The 16,666-nt window shown below is 66.4% G+C and carries 19 protein-coding genes and 2 tRNA genes; 11 read left to right on the top strand and 10 right to left on the bottom strand.

Annotation, left to right across the window (positions count from 1 at the left end):
* Positions 1–174: 174 nt before the first annotated feature.
* Together ACFWVD_RS20250 and ACFWVD_RS20245 are read right to left on the bottom strand one after the other, a co-directional pair.
* The gene (locus tag ACFWVD_RS20250; protein WP_379244941.1) at positions 175–1,251 is read right to left on the bottom strand and encodes a phosphotransferase enzyme family protein; all 1,077 of its coding nucleotides are present in this window, start codon (positions 1,249–1,251) and stop codon (positions 175–177) included.
* Between the two features lie 57 nt (positions 1,252–1,308).
* On the bottom strand, positions 1,309–2,643 hold the full coding sequence (locus ACFWVD_RS20245) for a purine-cytosine permease family protein (protein ID WP_379244940.1): 1,335 nt from the start codon (positions 2,641–2,643) through the stop codon (positions 1,309–1,311).
* 138 nt (positions 2,644–2,781) lie between these two features.
* Here ACFWVD_RS20245 and cmrA point away from each other — a divergent pair, with 138 nt between their 5' ends.
* Positions 2,782–3,585, top strand: a complete 804-nt coding sequence (gene cmrA, locus ACFWVD_RS20240) for a mycolate reductase (protein WP_379244938.1) — start codon at positions 2,782–2,784, stop codon at positions 3,583–3,585.
* A 78-nt stretch (positions 3,586–3,663) separates the two neighbouring features.
* Here the strand turns inward: cmrA and ACFWVD_RS20235 are convergent, their stop codons facing one another.
* Positions 3,664–5,418, bottom strand: a complete 1,755-nt coding sequence (locus ACFWVD_RS20235) for a helicase HerA-like domain-containing protein (protein WP_379244936.1) — start codon at positions 5,416–5,418, stop codon at positions 3,664–3,666.
* Between the two features lie 200 nt (positions 5,419–5,618).
* Here ACFWVD_RS20235 and orn point away from each other — a divergent pair, with 200 nt between their 5' ends.
* Both orn and ACFWVD_RS20225 read left to right on the top strand, forming a co-directional pair.
* A complete protein-coding gene (gene orn, locus ACFWVD_RS20230) occupies positions 5,619–6,260 on the top strand; it encodes an oligoribonuclease (RefSeq protein ID WP_379244934.1) in 642 nt (213 codons plus the stop codon).
* 55 nt (positions 6,261–6,315) lie between these two features.
* Positions 6,316–6,388 (top strand) — tRNA-His (locus tag ACFWVD_RS20225).
* Between the two features lie 54 nt (positions 6,389–6,442).
* Here ACFWVD_RS20225 and ACFWVD_RS20220 read toward each other — a convergent pair.
* Positions 6,443–6,964: a CGNR zinc finger domain-containing protein gene (locus ACFWVD_RS20220; protein WP_379244932.1), complete on the bottom strand. Its 522-nt coding sequence runs from the start codon at positions 6,962–6,964 to the stop codon at positions 6,443–6,445.
* A gap of 25 nt (positions 6,965–6,989) precedes the next feature.
* Between ACFWVD_RS20220 and ACFWVD_RS20215 the strand changes: the two genes are divergently transcribed.
* Together ACFWVD_RS20215 and ACFWVD_RS20210 are read left to right on the top strand one after the other, a co-directional pair.
* Complete coding sequence (locus ACFWVD_RS20215) at positions 6,990–7,160, top strand: hypothetical protein (RefSeq protein WP_379244930.1); 171 nt, start codon at positions 6,990–6,992, stop codon at positions 7,158–7,160.
* 109 nt (positions 7,161–7,269) lie between these two features.
* Positions 7,270–7,614: a hypothetical protein gene (locus ACFWVD_RS20210; protein WP_379244928.1), complete on the top strand. Its 345-nt coding sequence runs from the start codon at positions 7,270–7,272 to the stop codon at positions 7,612–7,614.
* Positions 7,615–7,685: 71 nt separating this feature from the next.
* Here ACFWVD_RS20210 and ACFWVD_RS20205 read toward each other — a convergent pair whose 3' ends face one another.
* Complete coding sequence (locus ACFWVD_RS20205; protein WP_379244926.1) at positions 7,686–8,894, bottom strand: Ig-like domain-containing protein; 1,209 nt, start codon at positions 8,892–8,894, stop codon at positions 7,686–7,688.
* 313 nt (positions 8,895–9,207) lie between these two features.
* Here ACFWVD_RS20205 and ACFWVD_RS20200 point away from each other — a divergent pair.
* The 3 genes from ACFWVD_RS20200 (at position 9,208) to ACFWVD_RS20190 (ending at position 11,002) form a co-directional block, all read left to right on the top strand.
* A tRNA-Lys gene (locus ACFWVD_RS20200) sits at positions 9,208–9,280 on the top strand.
* A 636-nt stretch (positions 9,281–9,916) separates the two neighbouring features.
* A complete protein-coding gene (locus ACFWVD_RS20195) occupies positions 9,917–10,534 on the top strand; it encodes a transglycosylase SLT domain-containing protein (protein ID WP_379244924.1) in 618 nt (205 codons plus the stop codon).
* Between the two features lie 126 nt (positions 10,535–10,660).
* The gene (locus ACFWVD_RS20190; protein WP_379244922.1) at positions 10,661–11,002 is read left to right on the top strand and encodes a hypothetical protein; all 342 of its coding nucleotides are present in this window, start codon (positions 10,661–10,663) and stop codon (positions 11,000–11,002) included.
* Between the two features lie 24 nt (positions 11,003–11,026).
* Here ACFWVD_RS20190 and ACFWVD_RS20185 read toward each other — a convergent pair whose 3' ends face one another.
* Positions 11,027–11,647, bottom strand: coding sequence for a LysE/ArgO family amino acid transporter (locus tag ACFWVD_RS20185; protein WP_379244920.1), 621 nt, complete (start codon positions 11,645–11,647; stop codon positions 11,027–11,029).
* A 72-nt stretch (positions 11,648–11,719) separates the two neighbouring features.
* On the opposite strand from ACFWVD_RS20185, the gene ACFWVD_RS20180 reads away from it, so the two are divergent.
* Positions 11,720–12,601: a LysR family transcriptional regulator ArgP gene (locus ACFWVD_RS20180; RefSeq protein WP_379244918.1), complete on the top strand. Its 882-nt coding sequence runs from the start codon at positions 11,720–11,722 to the stop codon at positions 12,599–12,601.
* Here ACFWVD_RS20180 and ACFWVD_RS20175 read toward each other — a convergent pair.
* The 4 genes from ACFWVD_RS20175 to ACFWVD_RS20160 all read right to left on the bottom strand — a co-directional run bounded on the left by ACFWVD_RS20175 (position 12,598) and on the right by ACFWVD_RS20160 (position 15,177).
* Positions 12,598–12,942 carry a zinc ribbon domain-containing protein YjdM gene (locus ACFWVD_RS20175; protein ID WP_379244916.1) on the bottom strand — a complete coding sequence of 115 codons (345 nt, stop codon included), beginning with the start codon at positions 12,940–12,942 and terminating at the stop codon, positions 12,598–12,600. The genes ACFWVD_RS20180 and ACFWVD_RS20175 overlap by 4 nt on opposite strands.
* A gap of 16 nt (positions 12,943–12,958) precedes the next feature.
* Positions 12,959–13,765: an alpha/beta fold hydrolase gene (locus ACFWVD_RS20170; RefSeq protein WP_379244914.1), complete on the bottom strand. Its 807-nt coding sequence runs from the start codon at positions 13,763–13,765 to the stop codon at positions 12,959–12,961.
* Positions 13,766–13,811: 46 nt separating this feature from the next.
* Entirely contained in the window at positions 13,812–14,354 is a 543-nt protein-coding gene (locus tag ACFWVD_RS20165; protein ID WP_379244912.1) for a hypothetical protein, read from the bottom strand.
* A gap of 358 nt (positions 14,355–14,712) precedes the next feature.
* Positions 14,713–15,177 (bottom strand): MarR family winged helix-turn-helix transcriptional regulator, encoded by a 465-nt coding sequence (locus ACFWVD_RS20160; RefSeq protein WP_379244910.1) that lies wholly within the window; start codon positions 15,175–15,177, stop codon positions 14,713–14,715.
* 71 nt (positions 15,178–15,248) lie between these two features.
* On the opposite strand from ACFWVD_RS20160, the gene ACFWVD_RS20155 reads away from it, so the two are divergent.
* Positions 15,249–16,226, top strand: coding sequence for a pirin family protein (locus ACFWVD_RS20155; protein ID WP_379244908.1), 978 nt, complete (start codon positions 15,249–15,251; stop codon positions 16,224–16,226).
* A 132-nt stretch (positions 16,227–16,358) separates the two neighbouring features.
* Positions 16,359–16,655 carry an excalibur calcium-binding domain-containing protein gene (locus tag ACFWVD_RS20150; RefSeq protein ID WP_379244906.1) on the top strand — a complete coding sequence of 99 codons (297 nt, stop codon included), beginning with the start codon at positions 16,359–16,361 and terminating at the stop codon, positions 16,653–16,655.
* Positions 16,656–16,666: the final 11 nt, after the last annotated feature.

Below are 16,666 nucleotides of genomic sequence, written 5' to 3'. Positions count from 1 at the left end.
TACCATGGGGGGCAAGGGATCGACCGATGTGGCCAAAGGCTACCCCCAAAAAAAAAACCCCCCCCCCCCCCCCCCCGGGCCGCTACCGCCGCTGCGCGGCGGACCCTCCCTAGGGGTCGGGTGTGCGGGGCTGGGAGGGTGGTCGGGTGCGGGCTCGGTGGTATAAAGTCCCGGTCAGCGTTCGGAGAGGTCGCGAATCAGGTCGTGTAGTTCGCGGCCTTCGGGCGATTCGTACCAGCGCAGGTGGCCCAGTAACCAGTCGTGGTAGGCGATTTCGGCGTTGCGTGGGTCGTGGGCGATGGTGAGGAAGTAGTCGATCTCGGAGAGTTCATAGCCGATGTGGACCAGCGGGAGTAGGTCCGGGAGCAACCTCTTCTCGGCGGCCGACAGCGTTCGCTCGGACTGATATCCCTGGATCAGCGCGGCGATCTGGTCCGCCCGAACATTCGCGGGTCCGCCGTCGCGCAGCGAAACCCAGTCCACCGCAGTACGTTCGATCGCGGTAGCCAGATCGAACACCGCCGTCGTCCGATCCGCCAGCCCGAAATCGATCACCGAACTCACCGCATGGTCGTCCCACAGCAGATTCGTCCCATGCCAGTCCCCGTGCGTCCACAGCGGCGCGACACCGGCAAGATCGACTGCCAACTCGGGAACCTCAGCGCGCCAATCCCTTTCACTCAGAAATTGCGCGACAGCCGGCCGCCGGGCGATATGCCACTCGAACGCCCCCACCACATCACTGTGCAAACTGGCCGACAGCGGCCGATCCGGTCGAGCAGGCGCATCGAATCCCATAGCGGCGCAATGCAATCGACCCAGCATCGCGCCTGCCCCCACCGCATCGTCGACATCGCGATACGGCGACCACGAGAAGTCCGCGCGATACCGATCCTGGCCCGACCCTGTCTGATGAACCTCGTAAACGAACTCACCCGCGTCACGAACACGCACGTCGGGCACCGGAATCCCCCGGTCACGCAGGTGCCCCATGAACCGATGCTCCTCCCCCAGCGCCACCCCATCACGCAATCGCACCGGCATCCGCTTCACGACCAGCCGCTCACCGTCCTCCAGCCGCACCCCCACCGTCGACGAAAGCGGCCGCGCCCCACGCCATTCCACCGCAGCAGGCTGCGCCCCACCCCACGTAGCGGCCACCGCGCGAGCGATCTCGTCGTCGGTGAGCGCGGGCCACGTCGGAGCGGCGAGCGGATCGTCGCCCATCCCGAACACCTGCTGATCAGCCACCGCTCACCCCACGAAAGCGACGGCCGCACCCCCGCCGGAAGCAGCCGTCGCCCACGCTCATCGCTTCCGGCTCACAACCACCACGAGCCCGGTCGCCGCGCCCGCCGCGACGAAGGAGAACAGCGACGCCGAGGTCCACCAGGTGGGGTGGACGCCGATCGCGTCCTGCACCTGGATCCACCGCGAAGCCCACCACTGCACCGAACCGGGGTTGCACAGCTGATAGACCACGAACCCGATCACCCACGGCAGCAACATGATCGGACGCGCGGGCGACGAGTCGGTCAGGTTCCAGCCGGTGCGCCCCTTGCCGAAGAAGAAGTCCACCACCAGCACCGCGGTCAGCGGCACGAACACCGAGCCGATCAGCAGCAGGAAGTTGGCGTAGTTGCTGAAGTCGGTCACGAACAGCGCGGCGACGGTGGCGACCACCCCCACCACCCCGGCCAGGATGCGCCGGTCCACCCGCGGCAGCAGGTTCTGCAGCGACATCGCCGTGGAGTACACGTTCGCGAACGATTGGTCGGTCTCACGCAACACCAGCACGGCGAAGAACACCCAGCCCGCGGTGATCCCGAGGAACGAGTCGAACAGCCGGTTCGGGTCGCCGTCCACGTGCAGCAGCGCCACGATCCCCAACAGGTAGCACCAGATCTGCGCCACGGAGTACCCGACGAACATCGCCGCACTGCCGACCTTCGCCGACTTGGAATGCCGCATGTAATCCGCGGCCAACGGCACGAACGACACCGCGACCGCCAACGCCGTATCCACCGCCGGGAAGAACCCCGACCAGGACGTTTCCCCCATATCGGGCAGCGGCTGACGCACCAACTGCACCGTGAAATACAGCATCGCGATCCCCACCGCGACGGTCACGTACTTGCGCAGAATCCCCACCACATGCATCGGCCAGATCGCCATCACCGTGCTCAGCGCACCGGCCGCGATCACCACCACCGCGTGCGGCACCCGCCCATCGGTGAGTGCCGCGATCCCCGCCGCGATGACGGTCAGCTCGTACACACCCCACCCGATGCACTGCACCACGTTGGCGATGGTCGGCAGCCCCGACAGCTTGGTGCCGAACAGCCCACGGAAGTTCGCCATCGCGGGCGCACCCGTGCGAGCCCCGACCGCACCGGCGGCCGCCACCATCGAGGTGCCGATGAGCGTGCCGACCACCGTGGCCAGGATCGCCCCGATCAGCGGCAACCGCGCATACCCGGCGGGTTGCAGCACATAGATGGCCCCCGTGAACCCGATCAGGCTCACGCCCAGATTCGTCCAGAAGGCGGCCTGATCGGTGAATCCGAAGGTGCGCGGCGGTTCGGTGCTCAGCAGAAGCGGCGCTTCTTGCCCGGTGCGAGACTTCGATAAGTCAATTGTCATAACGCTCCCCATGCTATTGCCGCGCGGCCGATTTCCGTCGATCTACCGACCACGCCCGGTCCGCGCTCGCCGATCTCCGGTCCGCGCCCGCCCACCGCGGGCACCGCACCGCACCAGCCGATCCCCTAAGCTCCCCCCGTGAGCTTGCCCTCCCCCACTGCAGACAATCGTGCCGTCGTCACCGGCGCCTCCTCCGGCATCGGCACCGCGCTTGCCGCCGAACTGGCCGGCCGCGGCTATTCGCTGATCCTGGTCGCGCGCCGCGGTGAGATCCTCACCGAACTGGCCCAGCGCCTGACCTTGACCCACGGCATCACCGCCGAGGTCCGCGCGGTCGACCTGGCCGATCGCACCCAGCGCGCGAGCCTGTGCGACGAACTCGCGGTCCGCGATATCGCCATCCTGTGCAACAACGCGGGCGTGGCGACCTTCGGCCCGGTCGCCGAACTGGATTTCGCCTACGAGCGCATGCAGATGGAACTCAACGCCACCGCCGTGCACGACCTGTGCCTGGCCGTGCTGCCCGGCATGCTCGAGCGCAAGGCGGGCGGCATCCTGATCAGCGGTTCGGCCGCGGGCAATATGCCGATCCCCAACAACGCCACCTATGCCGCGTCGAAGGCCTTCGCGAACACGTTCTCGGAGTCGCTGCGCGGCGAACTCAAGGGCAGCGGCGTGAACGTCACCCTGCTGGCGCCCGGCCCCGTGCGCACGGAAACACCTGCGCCAGAAGATCAGTCGATCGTGGACAAGCTGGTGCCCGACTTCCTGTGGGTGTCGTCGGAGTACACCGCCAAGGTCTCCATCGACGCGCTGTCGCGCAACAAGATGCGCATCGTCCCCGGCGTGATCAGCAAGGGCATGAGTGTCGCGGGCAACTACGGACCGCGCGCGTTCACCGCCCCGGTCGCGGGGGCGTTCTACAAGAAGCTCGGAGGCTGACCACGCTGCGCGGACATTCTTCGACGTTTCGGTGCGAATGTCGACCGATCGCGCGAGAAATGTCCGCTCAGCGTGTCCTCACCGCCGCCGCGTCCCGAAAATGCTGCGGCTGATCTCCCGCCCGGCCGCACTGGCCGCCGACCGCAGGAACCCCTTCACCGCCGGGTTGTTCATGAGTCGCTCGGCCGCCGAATCCTCGTCGGGCTGCGACCGTCCCGGCGCGGGCGCGGCCTCGGGCGCCGGTTCCGCCGCCGCGACGCTGGCCAGCAACTTCTCGTAGGCCGACTCCCGGTCGATGCTGGGCCCGTACTTCCCCTGCAGCGGACTCGACAGCGCCTTCGCCTTGATCGCCTCATCGCCGATGGTGTCCATCAGCGACCGCGGCGGCACGATCTTGGTCCACGCCACCGGCGTGGGCGCGCCCGTCTCCGACAGCACGGTCACGATCGCCTCGCCCGTGCCCAGCGAGGTCAACGCCTCCTCCAGGTCGTACACCGACGACTTCGGATACGTGCGCACCGTCTTCGACAGCGCCTTCTGATCGTCGGGCGTGAACGCGCGCAGTGCGTGCTGCACCCGGGCACCCAGCTGCGACAGCACCGGATTCGGAATGTCGGTGGGCAACTGTGTGCAGAAGAACACACCCACCCCCTTGGACCGGATCAACTTCACCGTCTGCTCGACCTGCTGCAGAAACGCCTTCGACGCCTCCGCGAACAGCAAATGCGCCTCATCGAAGATGAACACCAACTTCGGCTTGTCCACATCGCCCACCTCGGGCAACGTCTGGAACAGATCGGCCAGCACCCACATCAGAAACGTCGAGAACAACGCGGGCCGCGCCGCCTGCTGCCCCAGTTCGAACAGCGTGATCACGCCGAGCCCGTCCACAGTGCGCAGCAGATCGGCCGGGTCGAGTTCGGGTTCGCCGAAGAACGTGTCGCCACCCTCGGCTTCCAGATTCACCAGCGCCCGCAGGATCACCCCGGCCGTCTGCGGGGACACCCCACCGATGCCCTTGAGGTCTTCCTTGCCTTCCGGGCTGGTCAGGTGGGTGATGACAGCCCGCAGATCCTTCAGGTCCAGCAGTGCCAGACCCCGCTGATCCGCCCAGTGGAAGATCAGACCCAGCGTCGATTCCTGGGTGTCGTTGAGGCCGAGCACCTTGCTGAGCAGAATCGGCCCGAACGAAGTGATCGTGGCCCGGATCGGCACCCCGATACCGCCGGTGCCCAGCGACACGAACTCGGTCGGAAACGCACTGGGCGCCCAGTCGCTCGCCCCGGTCTCCGCCGCGCGCGCCCTGATCTTCTCGTTGTCCGCGCCCGGCTCACTCAGTCCCGACAGGTCGCCTTTGACGTCGGCCATCACCACGGGAACGCCTGCGCGCGACAGCTGTTCGGCGATGCCCTGCAGCGTCTTGGTCTTGCCGGTACCGGTCGCACCGGCGACCAGTCCGTGCCGGTTCATCATCGGCAACGGAATGCGTACGCGCGCACCAGGATCGGTGACACCGTCGACCATGACCGTGCCCAGTTCCAACGCGGGCCCGCCGAAGGCATAGCCCTGCGCGATCTCCGTGGACGCACTGGATCCGGATGGCTGGGCAGCGGATTTCGAACTCGCAGAACCGGATTCGCCGCTCGCAGGTTCGCCACCCGCCGCCGAGTCGCTGCTCGCAACCGCTGGATCTCCGCCCGCGGCCGGGGGCGTGCTCGCCGCCGCAGCCTCCTGCTCAGCAGCCTCCGCGGCCGCCAACGCCTGCGCGGCAGCCCGCGCCGCATCCTCGGCGACCTTGCGTGCCGCTGCCGCCTTTTCCTGAGGGGTGGTCATTCGCGCGTCCTCCGTCTACTGTGCTCATTTCGCCAGCGCGAAAATGCTCGAAACGTGTGCGGGCAACTCCAGGCAAACTGTATCCGGGCCGGTCACCCCCGTGGCGATCATCCGCGGATGTCGCAGGCAAACCCGCCCCGCCTCGCCCGCGCGACACACCTGTCGACCGGGCGCGCCGACCCACCGTTAGGGTGACTCCCGTGTCAGACAACCAACTCCTGGTCTGGATGGACTGCGAAATGACGGGACTGCGTCTCGACAGCGACAAGCTGATCGAGATCGCCGCCCTGGTCACCGACAGCGACCTCAACATCCTCGGTGACGGTGTGGACATCGTCATCCACGCCGACGACGCGTCCCTGGCGTGCATGCCACCGGTCGTCACCGCCATGCACGCGAAATCCGGTCTGACCGAAGAGGTTCGACGTTCCACCGTCACCATCGAACAGGCCCAGCAGCAGGTGCTGGACTACATCCGCGAGTACGCGCCCACCGCGCGCACCGTGCCGCTGTGCGGCAACTCCATCGGCACCGACCGCGGCTTCATCGCCCGTGACATGCCCGAACTGGACGCGCACCTGCACTACCGGATGGTCGACGTGAGCTCGATCAAGGAACTGTGCCGCCGCTGGTACCCGCGCATCTACTTCGGCCAGCCGGAGAAGGGTCTGGCGCACCGCGCGCTGGCCGACATCAAGGAATCCATCCGCGAACTCGAGTACTACCGTCGCACCGCGTTCGTGCCGCTGCCGGGTCCGTCCACCGCCGAGATCGCGACCGCCGCCCAGGAGGCCACCGCGGCCGTGGATGTGACCGGTTCGAGCCCGCTACCAGCCGATTAGGGACTCACGCCCTTAGCACGCTAGTATCGACGGCGCCGGTGATTCACCGGTAATGGTGACCGTAGTTCAGTTGGTAGAGCACCAGGTTGTGATCCTGGATGTCGCGGGTTCGAGTCCCGTCGGTCACCCCGAGCAAGAAGGCCCGGTCCATGTGGACCGGGCCTTCTTCGTTGTCCGGGCCCTCAGCTGGCGCGGCTCGCACGGTGCCGACGCACCGCCGAACGATTCGCACACGCCGGACTACAGAACCGCTGGCGACCATTCCGCGAAATGTCCGCGTAGGCCCGCGAACACCCGTCCGCCTCGCAGACACCGAGCCGATCCATCCCCAACCCGGTCAGGTGCAGGGCCGTGCCCACCGTGATCAACGCGGCGATCTGCCGGTCCGTGGCCACCTCGGGATCACGGAAGTGCAGATGCCAGCCGTCGCCCACATGGTCGGTCAACCGCGGCGCCGACGCGTACTCCGCCAGCAACACGTTCAGCAGCGCCGCGCGCTCCGTGCGGACCGAACACTGCACAACCGCGCGCCAACGCCCCAGAAACGCCGTCACGGACGCCAAATCGCCGTCGGACACCGGCGAGCTCAACACCAACCCCGCCGCCGTACAGCGGCGTTTCAACTCCGCCGCGCTCGAACACGGATCGTTGAGCAGATCGACCCCGAGCAGCACCGGCTCCCGGCCGTAATGGTTGTAATGCACAATGCCATTACATCAGACTCGAGTCATGAACACCCACAGCTCACACACCTGGCAGATCCAGTCGCGCCACCACACCAGCGAGGGCCTGGTCGCCTACCAACGCTGCGGTTGCGGCGCCCGCCGGGTCGTGGTCGACCACCACAGCGTCGCGTCGGAGATCCACCGCGACGAACCCGATCTGGCCGCGACGGGCTAACCGCCCGCTCCATGACGAACATCACGTTTCATCGCTACACTGTGGACCGCTGCCCAGATGTGGGGCAGATCTCGCCATCGCGTCAGCGCTCGACCGGAAAGACCCCTTGATGAAGCGTTCCACCGTCGTCGCCATCCTCGCGGCCGCCACCGTGCTCGGCCCCGTCGCCGGGACCGCGGCGGCCTCGCCCGGCCTGCCCCTCACCGAGTTCGTGGCCCCCACCCCCGTCAGCGAGTTCGGCCTGCCCAGCCACGACCCCGAATCCGGCTCCGCGCGCAGCGGCTCCACCGCGGGCGCCGAGACCACCGGCTCGTCGGGCACCGGCTCGGCCGGTCTGCCCAACCTGGACCGCCTGCTGTTCGGCGGCCGCGTCCTGTGCGGCGCGTTCGGCAGCGCCATGGCACTGGCCGGTGAGGCGATGATGGACTGCGCCCAGCTGCCAACACCGGTCTGAACCGACCCACCAAACGAACGAAGGGACACCGGAAATATCCGGTGTCCCTTCGCTTTTCACGCGTTGTCCGACTAGGCGGCGTCGGCGTTGCCCGCCTTCCATTCCGCCCACGGAATGTTCCAGTCACCCAGTCCGTCGACACCGGACAGGGTGCCGCCGATCGTGTTCTTGATGATCGTGATGTCGCCACGCTTGGCGTTCTCGTACACCCACCGCGCGTTCGCCGGGCTCAGATTCAAGCAGCCGTGGCTGGCGTTGGAGTACCCCTGCTGACCCACCGACCACGGCGCGGAGTGGAAGAAGATGCCGCTGTAGGAGATTCGCGTGGCGTAGTCCACCGGCGTGCGATACCCGTCGGACGAGTTCACCGCCACACCGTAGGTCGAGGAGTCCATGATGATCTTCTCGTGCCGGTCGCTGACGATGTAGACACCGTTGTCGGTGGGCGTGCTGTCCTTGCCCATCGAGGTCGGCATCGTCATGATGACCTGCCCGTTCTTCTCCACCGTCACCTGCTTGGTGTTGTCGTCGGCGGTGAAGATCACCGCGTCGCCGACGGTGAAGAACGAGTGGATGTTGTCCTGGCCGAACAGACCCTTACCCAGGTCCTTGCCGTAGACGTTCACATCGATGGTCACCTTCGTGCCCGGTGTCCAGTAATGCTCGGGGCGCCACCGCACTTCGCGGTTGTTCACCCAGTAGAACGCGCCCTCGACCGCCGGCTCGGTGGTGATCTTGATGGCGTCCTGCGCGGCCCGCCGATCAGGGATGTTCTCGTCGAACTGGATCGCCACCGGCTGACCGACGCCGACCACTTCACCCTCGCCGGGCAGCAGGTACGGCTTGGTCTGACTGTTGGGCGAGCTGGTGGTGAAGCTCAAGGTCGAGGAGTTCGCCCCGCCCAGACCGATGGCCGCGGCGGTGAGCTTGTAGGTCTTGCCGTAGCCCAGCACCTCCGACGTCGCCCACGAGCGACCGTCGGGTGCCAGCTGACCGGCCACCGCGGTGCCCTGCTGGTTGGTCAGCCGGACGTCGGTGAACGTGCCGTCTTCGACCTGGAAGGCCAAGGGCATGCCCGGCGAGACACCCACCTGCCCGTCCTTGATGGTCGACACCAGCTTCGGCTTGATGAGCTCGGTGATCGGGTTGCGATCGATCGCAACCTCCACACCGGCACCCTCCGCGGCCGAGCACGCCGACGCACCCAGTGCGAACACCGCAAGCAGCACTACCGGAACAACCGTCCGTAGCGACCGAGGTCGCCCCCGCTTCGTACCCATATCAACCCCGTTTCCGTACCGACGCAGCCACAGTGCGCCGCAGATCCCACCGACCGAATCGCTAGTGCCTTCCGCGCCGGCGGGGGGCGTTACGAGCTCGTCGTCCGCCATTCTGCCAGCCCGCTCAGCCGACACCAACGGGAAAGCCCCCGCGACACGACCAAGTCACAATCGTTAGATAGCCACAGGCACCGTTGGCGTTAACAACCAACGGTGTGTCGCGTTTTCGCTGGTCAACGCCCGATTTCACTTTCTGGCACCAGGCCTGCTAATGTTTGTTCCGCACCGGAGACGGGGCAAAGAACGAAAACATGCGCCATTAGCTCAATTGGCAGAGCAGCTGACTCTTAATCAGCGGGTTCGGGGTTCAAGTCCCTGATGGCGCACAACAGACCGCAACCCGGCAGTTACCACAACTGCCGGGTTGCGGTCTTTTTGCTCTAGGAAGCTCTGAGGGTACCCGCCAGACAACGGTCACGATCTCGTTATCGAACCGCCATGGACGAACCGGTCATCGAGTGCTCTAGCGCCGATCCGGACTCCCACGAGCTGCGGAAACCCCTCCAAAACCCGATTCGGGCAAACTTTTTTTGTGTCGGCCGTCACGCAGAACGCAGGTCTAAACCTCCTGCATACATAACGATTCTGCAACTGCCCCGCAAGAAACCAAGATCGGCAACGTTTGCCGTTCAGATTCCGTTCACCTTGCGTTAACCCGTCGTGACCATTCTGTCATCAGGTCACAAACGGACCTGCGGTTTGGTTAGCCCGGAAGTATCCAACCTCCGATAGCACCGAACAGCGCGTGGTCTCCCCGCAGCCAGCTGTGGAGCACCGTGCGACGCGGCGACGAACTTGCCACTGAGCGTTCGTCCCCCACCACAGCGTCGCACCTTCCAGACACAGACAGAAACAACACATCGCCTGAAACGGCGTGCGCTTCCATAGTGCGCGCTGCGCGATACACCGCGCCCTGAACAGGGCCTGCGTCGCCAAGACAGAGATGAAGGAACAGAAAAGCAATGCTCACTAAAGACAAGCTCAGCACCGTAATCGGCCGTCGTTCGCGTCGTGAGGCGTTCACCGTGGCAGTCGCCGCGGTCGGCCTGGTCGCCGTAGCCGCGTCCTCCGCCGTCTCGTTCGCCGACGACAGCGTCCCCGAGCGTGCCGCCATGGTCGTCGAGCAGGCGGAGAACATCCCCGCCGTCGGCGCCGCACCCGCGATCCAGGCCATCCCGGCCCCCGCCCCCGAGGCGATCCCCGCACCGGCACCCGAGGCCGCACCGGCCCCGATGCCCGAGGTCGCGCCCAAGGTCTACAGCAACGACCTTCACGGCTGGATCACCGAAGCGCTCGACATCATGGCTGCCAAGGGCATCCCCGGCACCTACGAGGGCATTCACCGCAACATCATGCGTGAGTCCACCGGTAACCCCCAGGCGATCAACCTGTGGGACATCAATGCGATCAACGGCATCCCCTCCAAGGGCCTGCTCCAGGTGATCGACCCGACCTTCGCGTCCTTCCATGTCGAGGGCACCCCCTTCGACGTGTGGAACCCGGTGTCCAACATCGTCGCGGCCTGCAACTACGCAGCCAACCGCTACGGCTCGATGGACAACGTGAACAGCGCGTACTGATCCAACTGACACCGAACGCCCGCACCCCGGTCATCGCCGACCTGGAGTGCGGGCGTTCGTCGTAGAACGCCCGCACCCTGGTCATCACCGACCGGGACTGCGGGCGTTCGTCGTAGAATCGCCGTCGTGTCCGACAGCGCCGATCTTCCCCCCGATCACGCGCATTCCGACGCGGCCACCGCCAGCCGCCTCGCCAAGGCCCGCCGCATGGCCGCCTACGCGTGGTCCCGCGACATCCGCAGCACCGAGCTGCTGGCCCTGCCCGCGTCCACCCTGCGCAAGCTGGCCCGCGCCGCCGACACCAATCCGCCCAGCACCGGCGAGACGTGGCAGGTGGTGGCCGACCTGCTCGACCAGAAGGACGCGTGGGCCGTCCGCAACCCCGAGCACGCCGGCGCGGTGCGTACACACGCCGATGAGAAGCTGCTGTGGGTGAAGCCACCGGTCACGCCGTGGGCGGGAAGTTGAGTCACAGCGTCGCGAGCCGCGAGGTCACGCGATCAGCAAACCCAGCGCCAGCGCCAGCATGACGACCGCGATCAGCGAGTCGAGAACGCGCCAGGATCCCGGCCGAGCGAACAGCGGGCCCAGCCGACGGCTGCCGTAGCCGAGCGCCAGAAACCAGATAACGCTGCCCAGCATGGCACCACCGGCCAGGAACCAGCGGTCGGGCGAGGCGTACGTGCTGGCGAACGAGCCGAGCAACACCACCGTGTCCAGGAACGTGTGCGGATTGAGCCAGGTCATCGCCAGGCACGTGAGCACGGTCGCACCGACGGTGACGGAGGTGCCCGCCGAGTCGGCGATCAACGTCGACGAACGCAGAGCCCGACGCGCGGCGATCACGGCATACCCGAGCAAAAACAGCGCCCCCGCGTACCGGGCAACGGTCACGATCGCCGGAAACGACTCGACGATGGCACCGAACCCCGCCACGCCCACCCCGATCAGCACGATGTCGGACACCACACACACCGCGATCACCGGCAGCACATGCTGCCCACGCACCCCCTGACGCAGCACGAACGCATTCTGTGCGCCGATGGCGACGATGAGCGAGAGCCCGAAGCCCAATCCGGAGAGCGCGGCCACGGCCGCCGATGATGCAATCACGTCTGTCGACGTTATGAGCCTGCCGATATTCAGTCCAGCTAATGTTTCTACACAACCATTAGAGTTACTTACGTGGATCTCCAGCTGGACCAGTTGCGCGCACTCAACGCCGTGCTCACCGAAGGCACCTTCGACGCCGCCGCCCGCCGCCTCAACATCACACCGTCCGCGATCAGCCAGCGAATCAAAGCACTGGAGGAATCCGCGGGCCGAGTCCTGGTGCAACGATCAAAACCCGTGCGCCCCACCGAATCCGGACTCGCGGTCTTACGCCTGGCCAGACAGGTGGAGCTACTCGCCGGCGACACCGCCCGCGAACTCGGCGACGCCGACCGCCCCGCCGACCAACCGATCCGCATCCCGATCGCCGTCAACGCCGACTCCCTCGAATCCTGGGTGATGCCCGCGCTGGCCCAGGTCCCCACCGACATCTCCTTCGACCTGCATCGCGAAGACGAAGAACACACCACCCACCTCCTGCGCGACGGCACCGTCATGGCCGCGATCACCGCCACCGCCACCCCGGTCCAGGGCTGCACGGTGACCCCGCTGGGCGCCATGCGCTACCGCCCGACCGCCACCCCCGCGTTCGTGCGCACCTGGTTCCCCGACGGCCCGACCGCGGCCGCGTACGGCCGCGCGCCCGTCGTGCACTTCGACCGCAAAGACGACCTGCAGTTCCGTCAACTCCGCCGCCGCACCCGCCGTCAGCCGCCCGGCCACTACGTACCGTCGTCCAGTGCGTTCGCCGACGCGGTGCGACTGGGCCTGGGTTGGGGCATGTTGCCCGACCTACAAACCGAAAACGACCGCGCCGCAGGAACTCTCGTGAACATCGACGGCGACTCCCACATCGACGTCCCCCTGTTCTGGCAGCAGTGGAAACTACACTCCCCCGCCCTGCTGGCCATCGCGACCGCGATCACCGCCGCGGCCGCGAACGCTCTGATCTAAACCTTCTTCACCACACTGGATTTCAACTGCATAGGCCCGATCCCGTCGACCTTGCAGTCGATGTCGTGATCGCCCACACCCTGCACCAACCTGATATTGCGAACCTTGGTCCCCGCCTTGATCCCGACCAAACTGCCCTTCACCTTCAGGGTCTTCACCACCGTCACGGTGTCCCCGTCCTCGAGCACATTCCCGACGGAATCCCGAACCACCGGCTCCGGCTTCAGATCGGGCACGATCGACATCCCCCACATATTCGCGCAGTCCGGACACACCCACGACCCGTTCATCTCATAGGTGTACTCGTAGTCGCAGGCCGGGCATTTCGGTGCTTCACTCATGTCAGTTCCTCGTGAATTATCGTGCGGCGGAAAGGAAATCGATCATCACCCGATTGACCTCATCCGGCCGCTCGAGATACCCGTAATGCCCACACCGCTCGATCTCGACATACTTAGCAGTCGGAATCGCCTCCGCGACCTCCCGACAGAACTGCGGCGGCACCATCTGATCATCAGCGAACCCGACCACCAGACTGGGCACCATGATCGCCCGATAAGCCTGCCGCCGATCCTGCGACCGATCCATCCCCAACTGCGCCCGCGTCCCCGGAGTGCTTTTGCCAGAAGCGAATTCGAAAATGTCGAGCCATTCCTGCGCCTTGGACTCATCCGCCAGAGTGTGCGGCGACAGATTCAACATCGCCTTGATCGCACCCGCGTACTCCTGCGGTAACTGAATCCCCTTGTCGTACAACGCTTGCTCACCCTTGCCGAGCGCACTGGTCACCGGATGCGGACGAGCGGTCGCCGCGAACATGACCGCCTTCCGCACCAACTCAGGACACGCCAACGCGAGCTCAGCGACAACCCGCGACCCCATCGAAGTACCGACAACATGCGCGGGCGCCCCGAGATGCTCGATCAACGCCGCGGTATCCCCCACCAACTGAGCCATGGTGATCCCGGCAGCCGACTCCGACGACGGCGCGATCCCCCGATTGTCGACAGTGGCGACACGGAAGCCGGCTTTGACCAAAGCGGGCACCTGATAGGTCCGCCAGACACGACCAGGACTGCCACTACCCATCACCATCAGGACAAGCGGCCCCGTCCCGGTGACGTCATAGCTGAGCTGGATGCCGTTGAGCGATGTGATGGGCATGGGTGGAATTTACCGTCACGGCGGATTCGCGCAGGTGTCGGCCGACTCAGCTCACTGCGGCGAAGTAGGCGGTGCGCACGGCGACGACCGCGGGAGCCGGGAAGTCGGGAGCACCGGAGCCGAGCGGACCCACCTTGACCAGCCAGGTACTGGTCGAGGTGTCGATCGCGGTCCGGGCGGTGGCGGGCTGGAGGACAACGTCATGCCCACCATCACAGGAATACGCACCGACCAACCCGTCGGATCGACCACCCCAGGCGCCACCGACACGGATCCGGCAATGCCGACCGTCAGCCAGGTCCAACGCCCAAGGTTCCGGCGACGCGGTCTTGCCGACCTCGGCGACCGGCGGACTGACCGTGTAGACGCGAAGCCCCCGCTGCCAAGGGTCGTTCGCGCACAGCAGCGAGGCCTTGTCCGGAGCAGCCCAGCACACGTTGGCCGAGTCCGCGGAAGCACCGCATTCGTAGATGCCCGCGGTCGTGGCCGACCGGCTCGGCGACATATGGGAGCAGTCGATGGACCCGACCGGCGTCGGACTGGTCAGGGTGAAGCCGTTGGCGGGTCGACCTGCGGCGTCGACAGCCACCAGCGAGACGACATCGGTCGATACGAGGGGTAGGGGCGCGGCGGAGGAAGGCGCGGTGCCCGGTGTGCCCGAACGGGTCGGGAGAGGACCCGGCGTTGTCGGGACGACAATTCCCGGCGGTTGAGACAGCCACCTCGTCGGACCAACACCGGGTACGACGACGGGAGGGGGAGTAAGCAGCGAACTGCTGCGAGTAGTCGTAGTCACCGTTGTCTGCGCGGTGCTGTCGTCGGTCGAGCATCCCGCGACCGACAACGCGCACACCACACCCACGACGAACCCAGCTGCCTTCATGACACCACCCCTGCGTGCGAAGTTCGAGCCTTGTCTGGATGCATCGGGTCGCACGGGCGAATCGTTAACCGTCCGAAGCGCTTCGGTGCTCGCCGGCCACTTTCACCTTCGCCGCCAGCGACCGGATCGCCGCGCTTTCCGCATCGGTCATCCGGTCGATGAACAACTCCCGCACCAGTTCGACGTGTTCGGGCGCGGCCCGACGCAGCACCTCACGTCCGGCGTCGGTCAGGGATACGACGATGCCGCGTGCGTCGTCATCGGCGGGCACTCGGTCGACGAGCCCGCGCGCCGCCATCCGCGCCAGCTGTTTGGACAGCCTGGATTTTTCCCAGCAAACCTGCGCCGCCAACTCCTTGGCTCGCAGACATCCGTCGGGTGCGGCCGACAGCGGCACCAACAGCTCGTAGTCGGCCATCGACAGACCGTGTTCGCCCAGGCCTGCGGCCAGCACGGCGTCGAGGCGCTGGCGCATCGAGATGAAGGATTGCCAGGTCTGTTGCTCGTCGTCGGTCAACCATCGGGGCACGGGAATGATTCTAGAACGCGATTGGTTGACATGGAAACCAAATGAGTTCCGTTTCTCCCAGGAGGCGTCCCATGCCCGCTATCACCGTCGACGACATCATGGTGCTGCCCCGGCTGCCCCGCCCCGATGTCACCGAAACCCAGCGTCCCGTCCGCCAGATCGTCACCGCCGCGCGTCAGCAGGAAGGCGCCGGTTTCGAAGTGACCCGACCGTTCCCCAGCATCGACCTGCGCTCGGCCGATCCGTTCATCCTGCTCGACCAGATGGGCCCGGTCGCGTACGAGCCGTACGAGGCCAAGGGCGCGCCGTGGCACCCCCATCGCGGTTTCGAGACTGTCACCTACATGCTCGACGGCGTGATGGTCCACCATGATTCCCAAGGTGGCGGCGGCACCATCGGCGAGGGCGACACCCAGTGGATGACCGCGGGCTCGGGCATGCTGCACGACGAACTGCCCGAGGAGAAACTGGTGATCTCCGGCGGCACCTTCCACGGCATCCAACTGTGGGTGAACCTGCCGCGCGCGAAGAAGTTCGCGACGCCGCGCTACCAGGATCTGCGCAGTAGTGAACTGACACTGGTGAGTTCGCACGACGGTGGCGCACTGGTTCGCCTGATCGCGGGCGAGGTCGCCGGTTTCGCCGGTCCCGGCTCCACCCAGACCCCGATCGCCTACGCGCACGCCTCGATCAACCCCGGCGCGCAGCTGGAAACCCCGTGGCCGCAACACTTCACGGCCATGGCCTACGTGTTGTCCGGCAGCGGCACCGTCGGCACCGACCGCAGGCCGATCCGCGCCGGGCAGCTGGTGGTCTTCGGCCCCGGCGACGCCATCACGCTGGCCGCGGACACCACCCAGCACACCACCACCGGCGACCTGGAAGTCCTGCTGCTGGGCGGAACTCCCTTGCGCGAACCGGTGATTCAATACGGGCCGTTCGTGATGAACACCCGTCAGGAAATCATCGAAGCGATGGAGGATTTCAACGCGGGTCGCATGGGCACCATTCCGGCGGAACACCTGACCGGGCGCAGGCTGGGCGAATAACCGACCGCTACTCCCGGCGAACCCGCGGTGCCGTGCGGTTGACAATCGGTCGCCCCGTCACCAAGGTGGACGGGGCCTAGCGGCCCATCGTGGCCGCGCCCACACTGAACCGCAGCAGACATCGAGGAATACATGAACGTTCGCCGGCTCACCGTCAGCCTCGCAGCCGTAGGGCTTGCCCTGATCGCCGCCCCCGTCGCCAGCGCCAACCCGTTCGCGGGCTCGGCGGGCACGGGTTCGTCCAGCTTCGACTCCATTCTCGGTGCGACCGGCTCGGCCAACCTGGTCCAGACCGGTTCGGCCGGCGGCGCGTTCCGCAGCTGCGACGAGGCGATGGCCGCGGGTCGCGCGCCGTTGTTCCGTGGCGAGGCGGGCTACTCCCCCCACCTGGATCCCGACGGCGACGGCCTGGCCTGCCCCACGCAGTAAGAGCACACAAA

It is taken from the genome of Nocardia sp. NPDC058666 (assembly GCF_042714895.1).
In the GTDB taxonomy this organism is placed as follows: Bacteria; Actinomycetota; Actinomycetes; order Mycobacteriales; family Mycobacteriaceae; genus Nocardia.
This window is presented reverse-complemented; position numbering and strand designations above follow the sequence as displayed.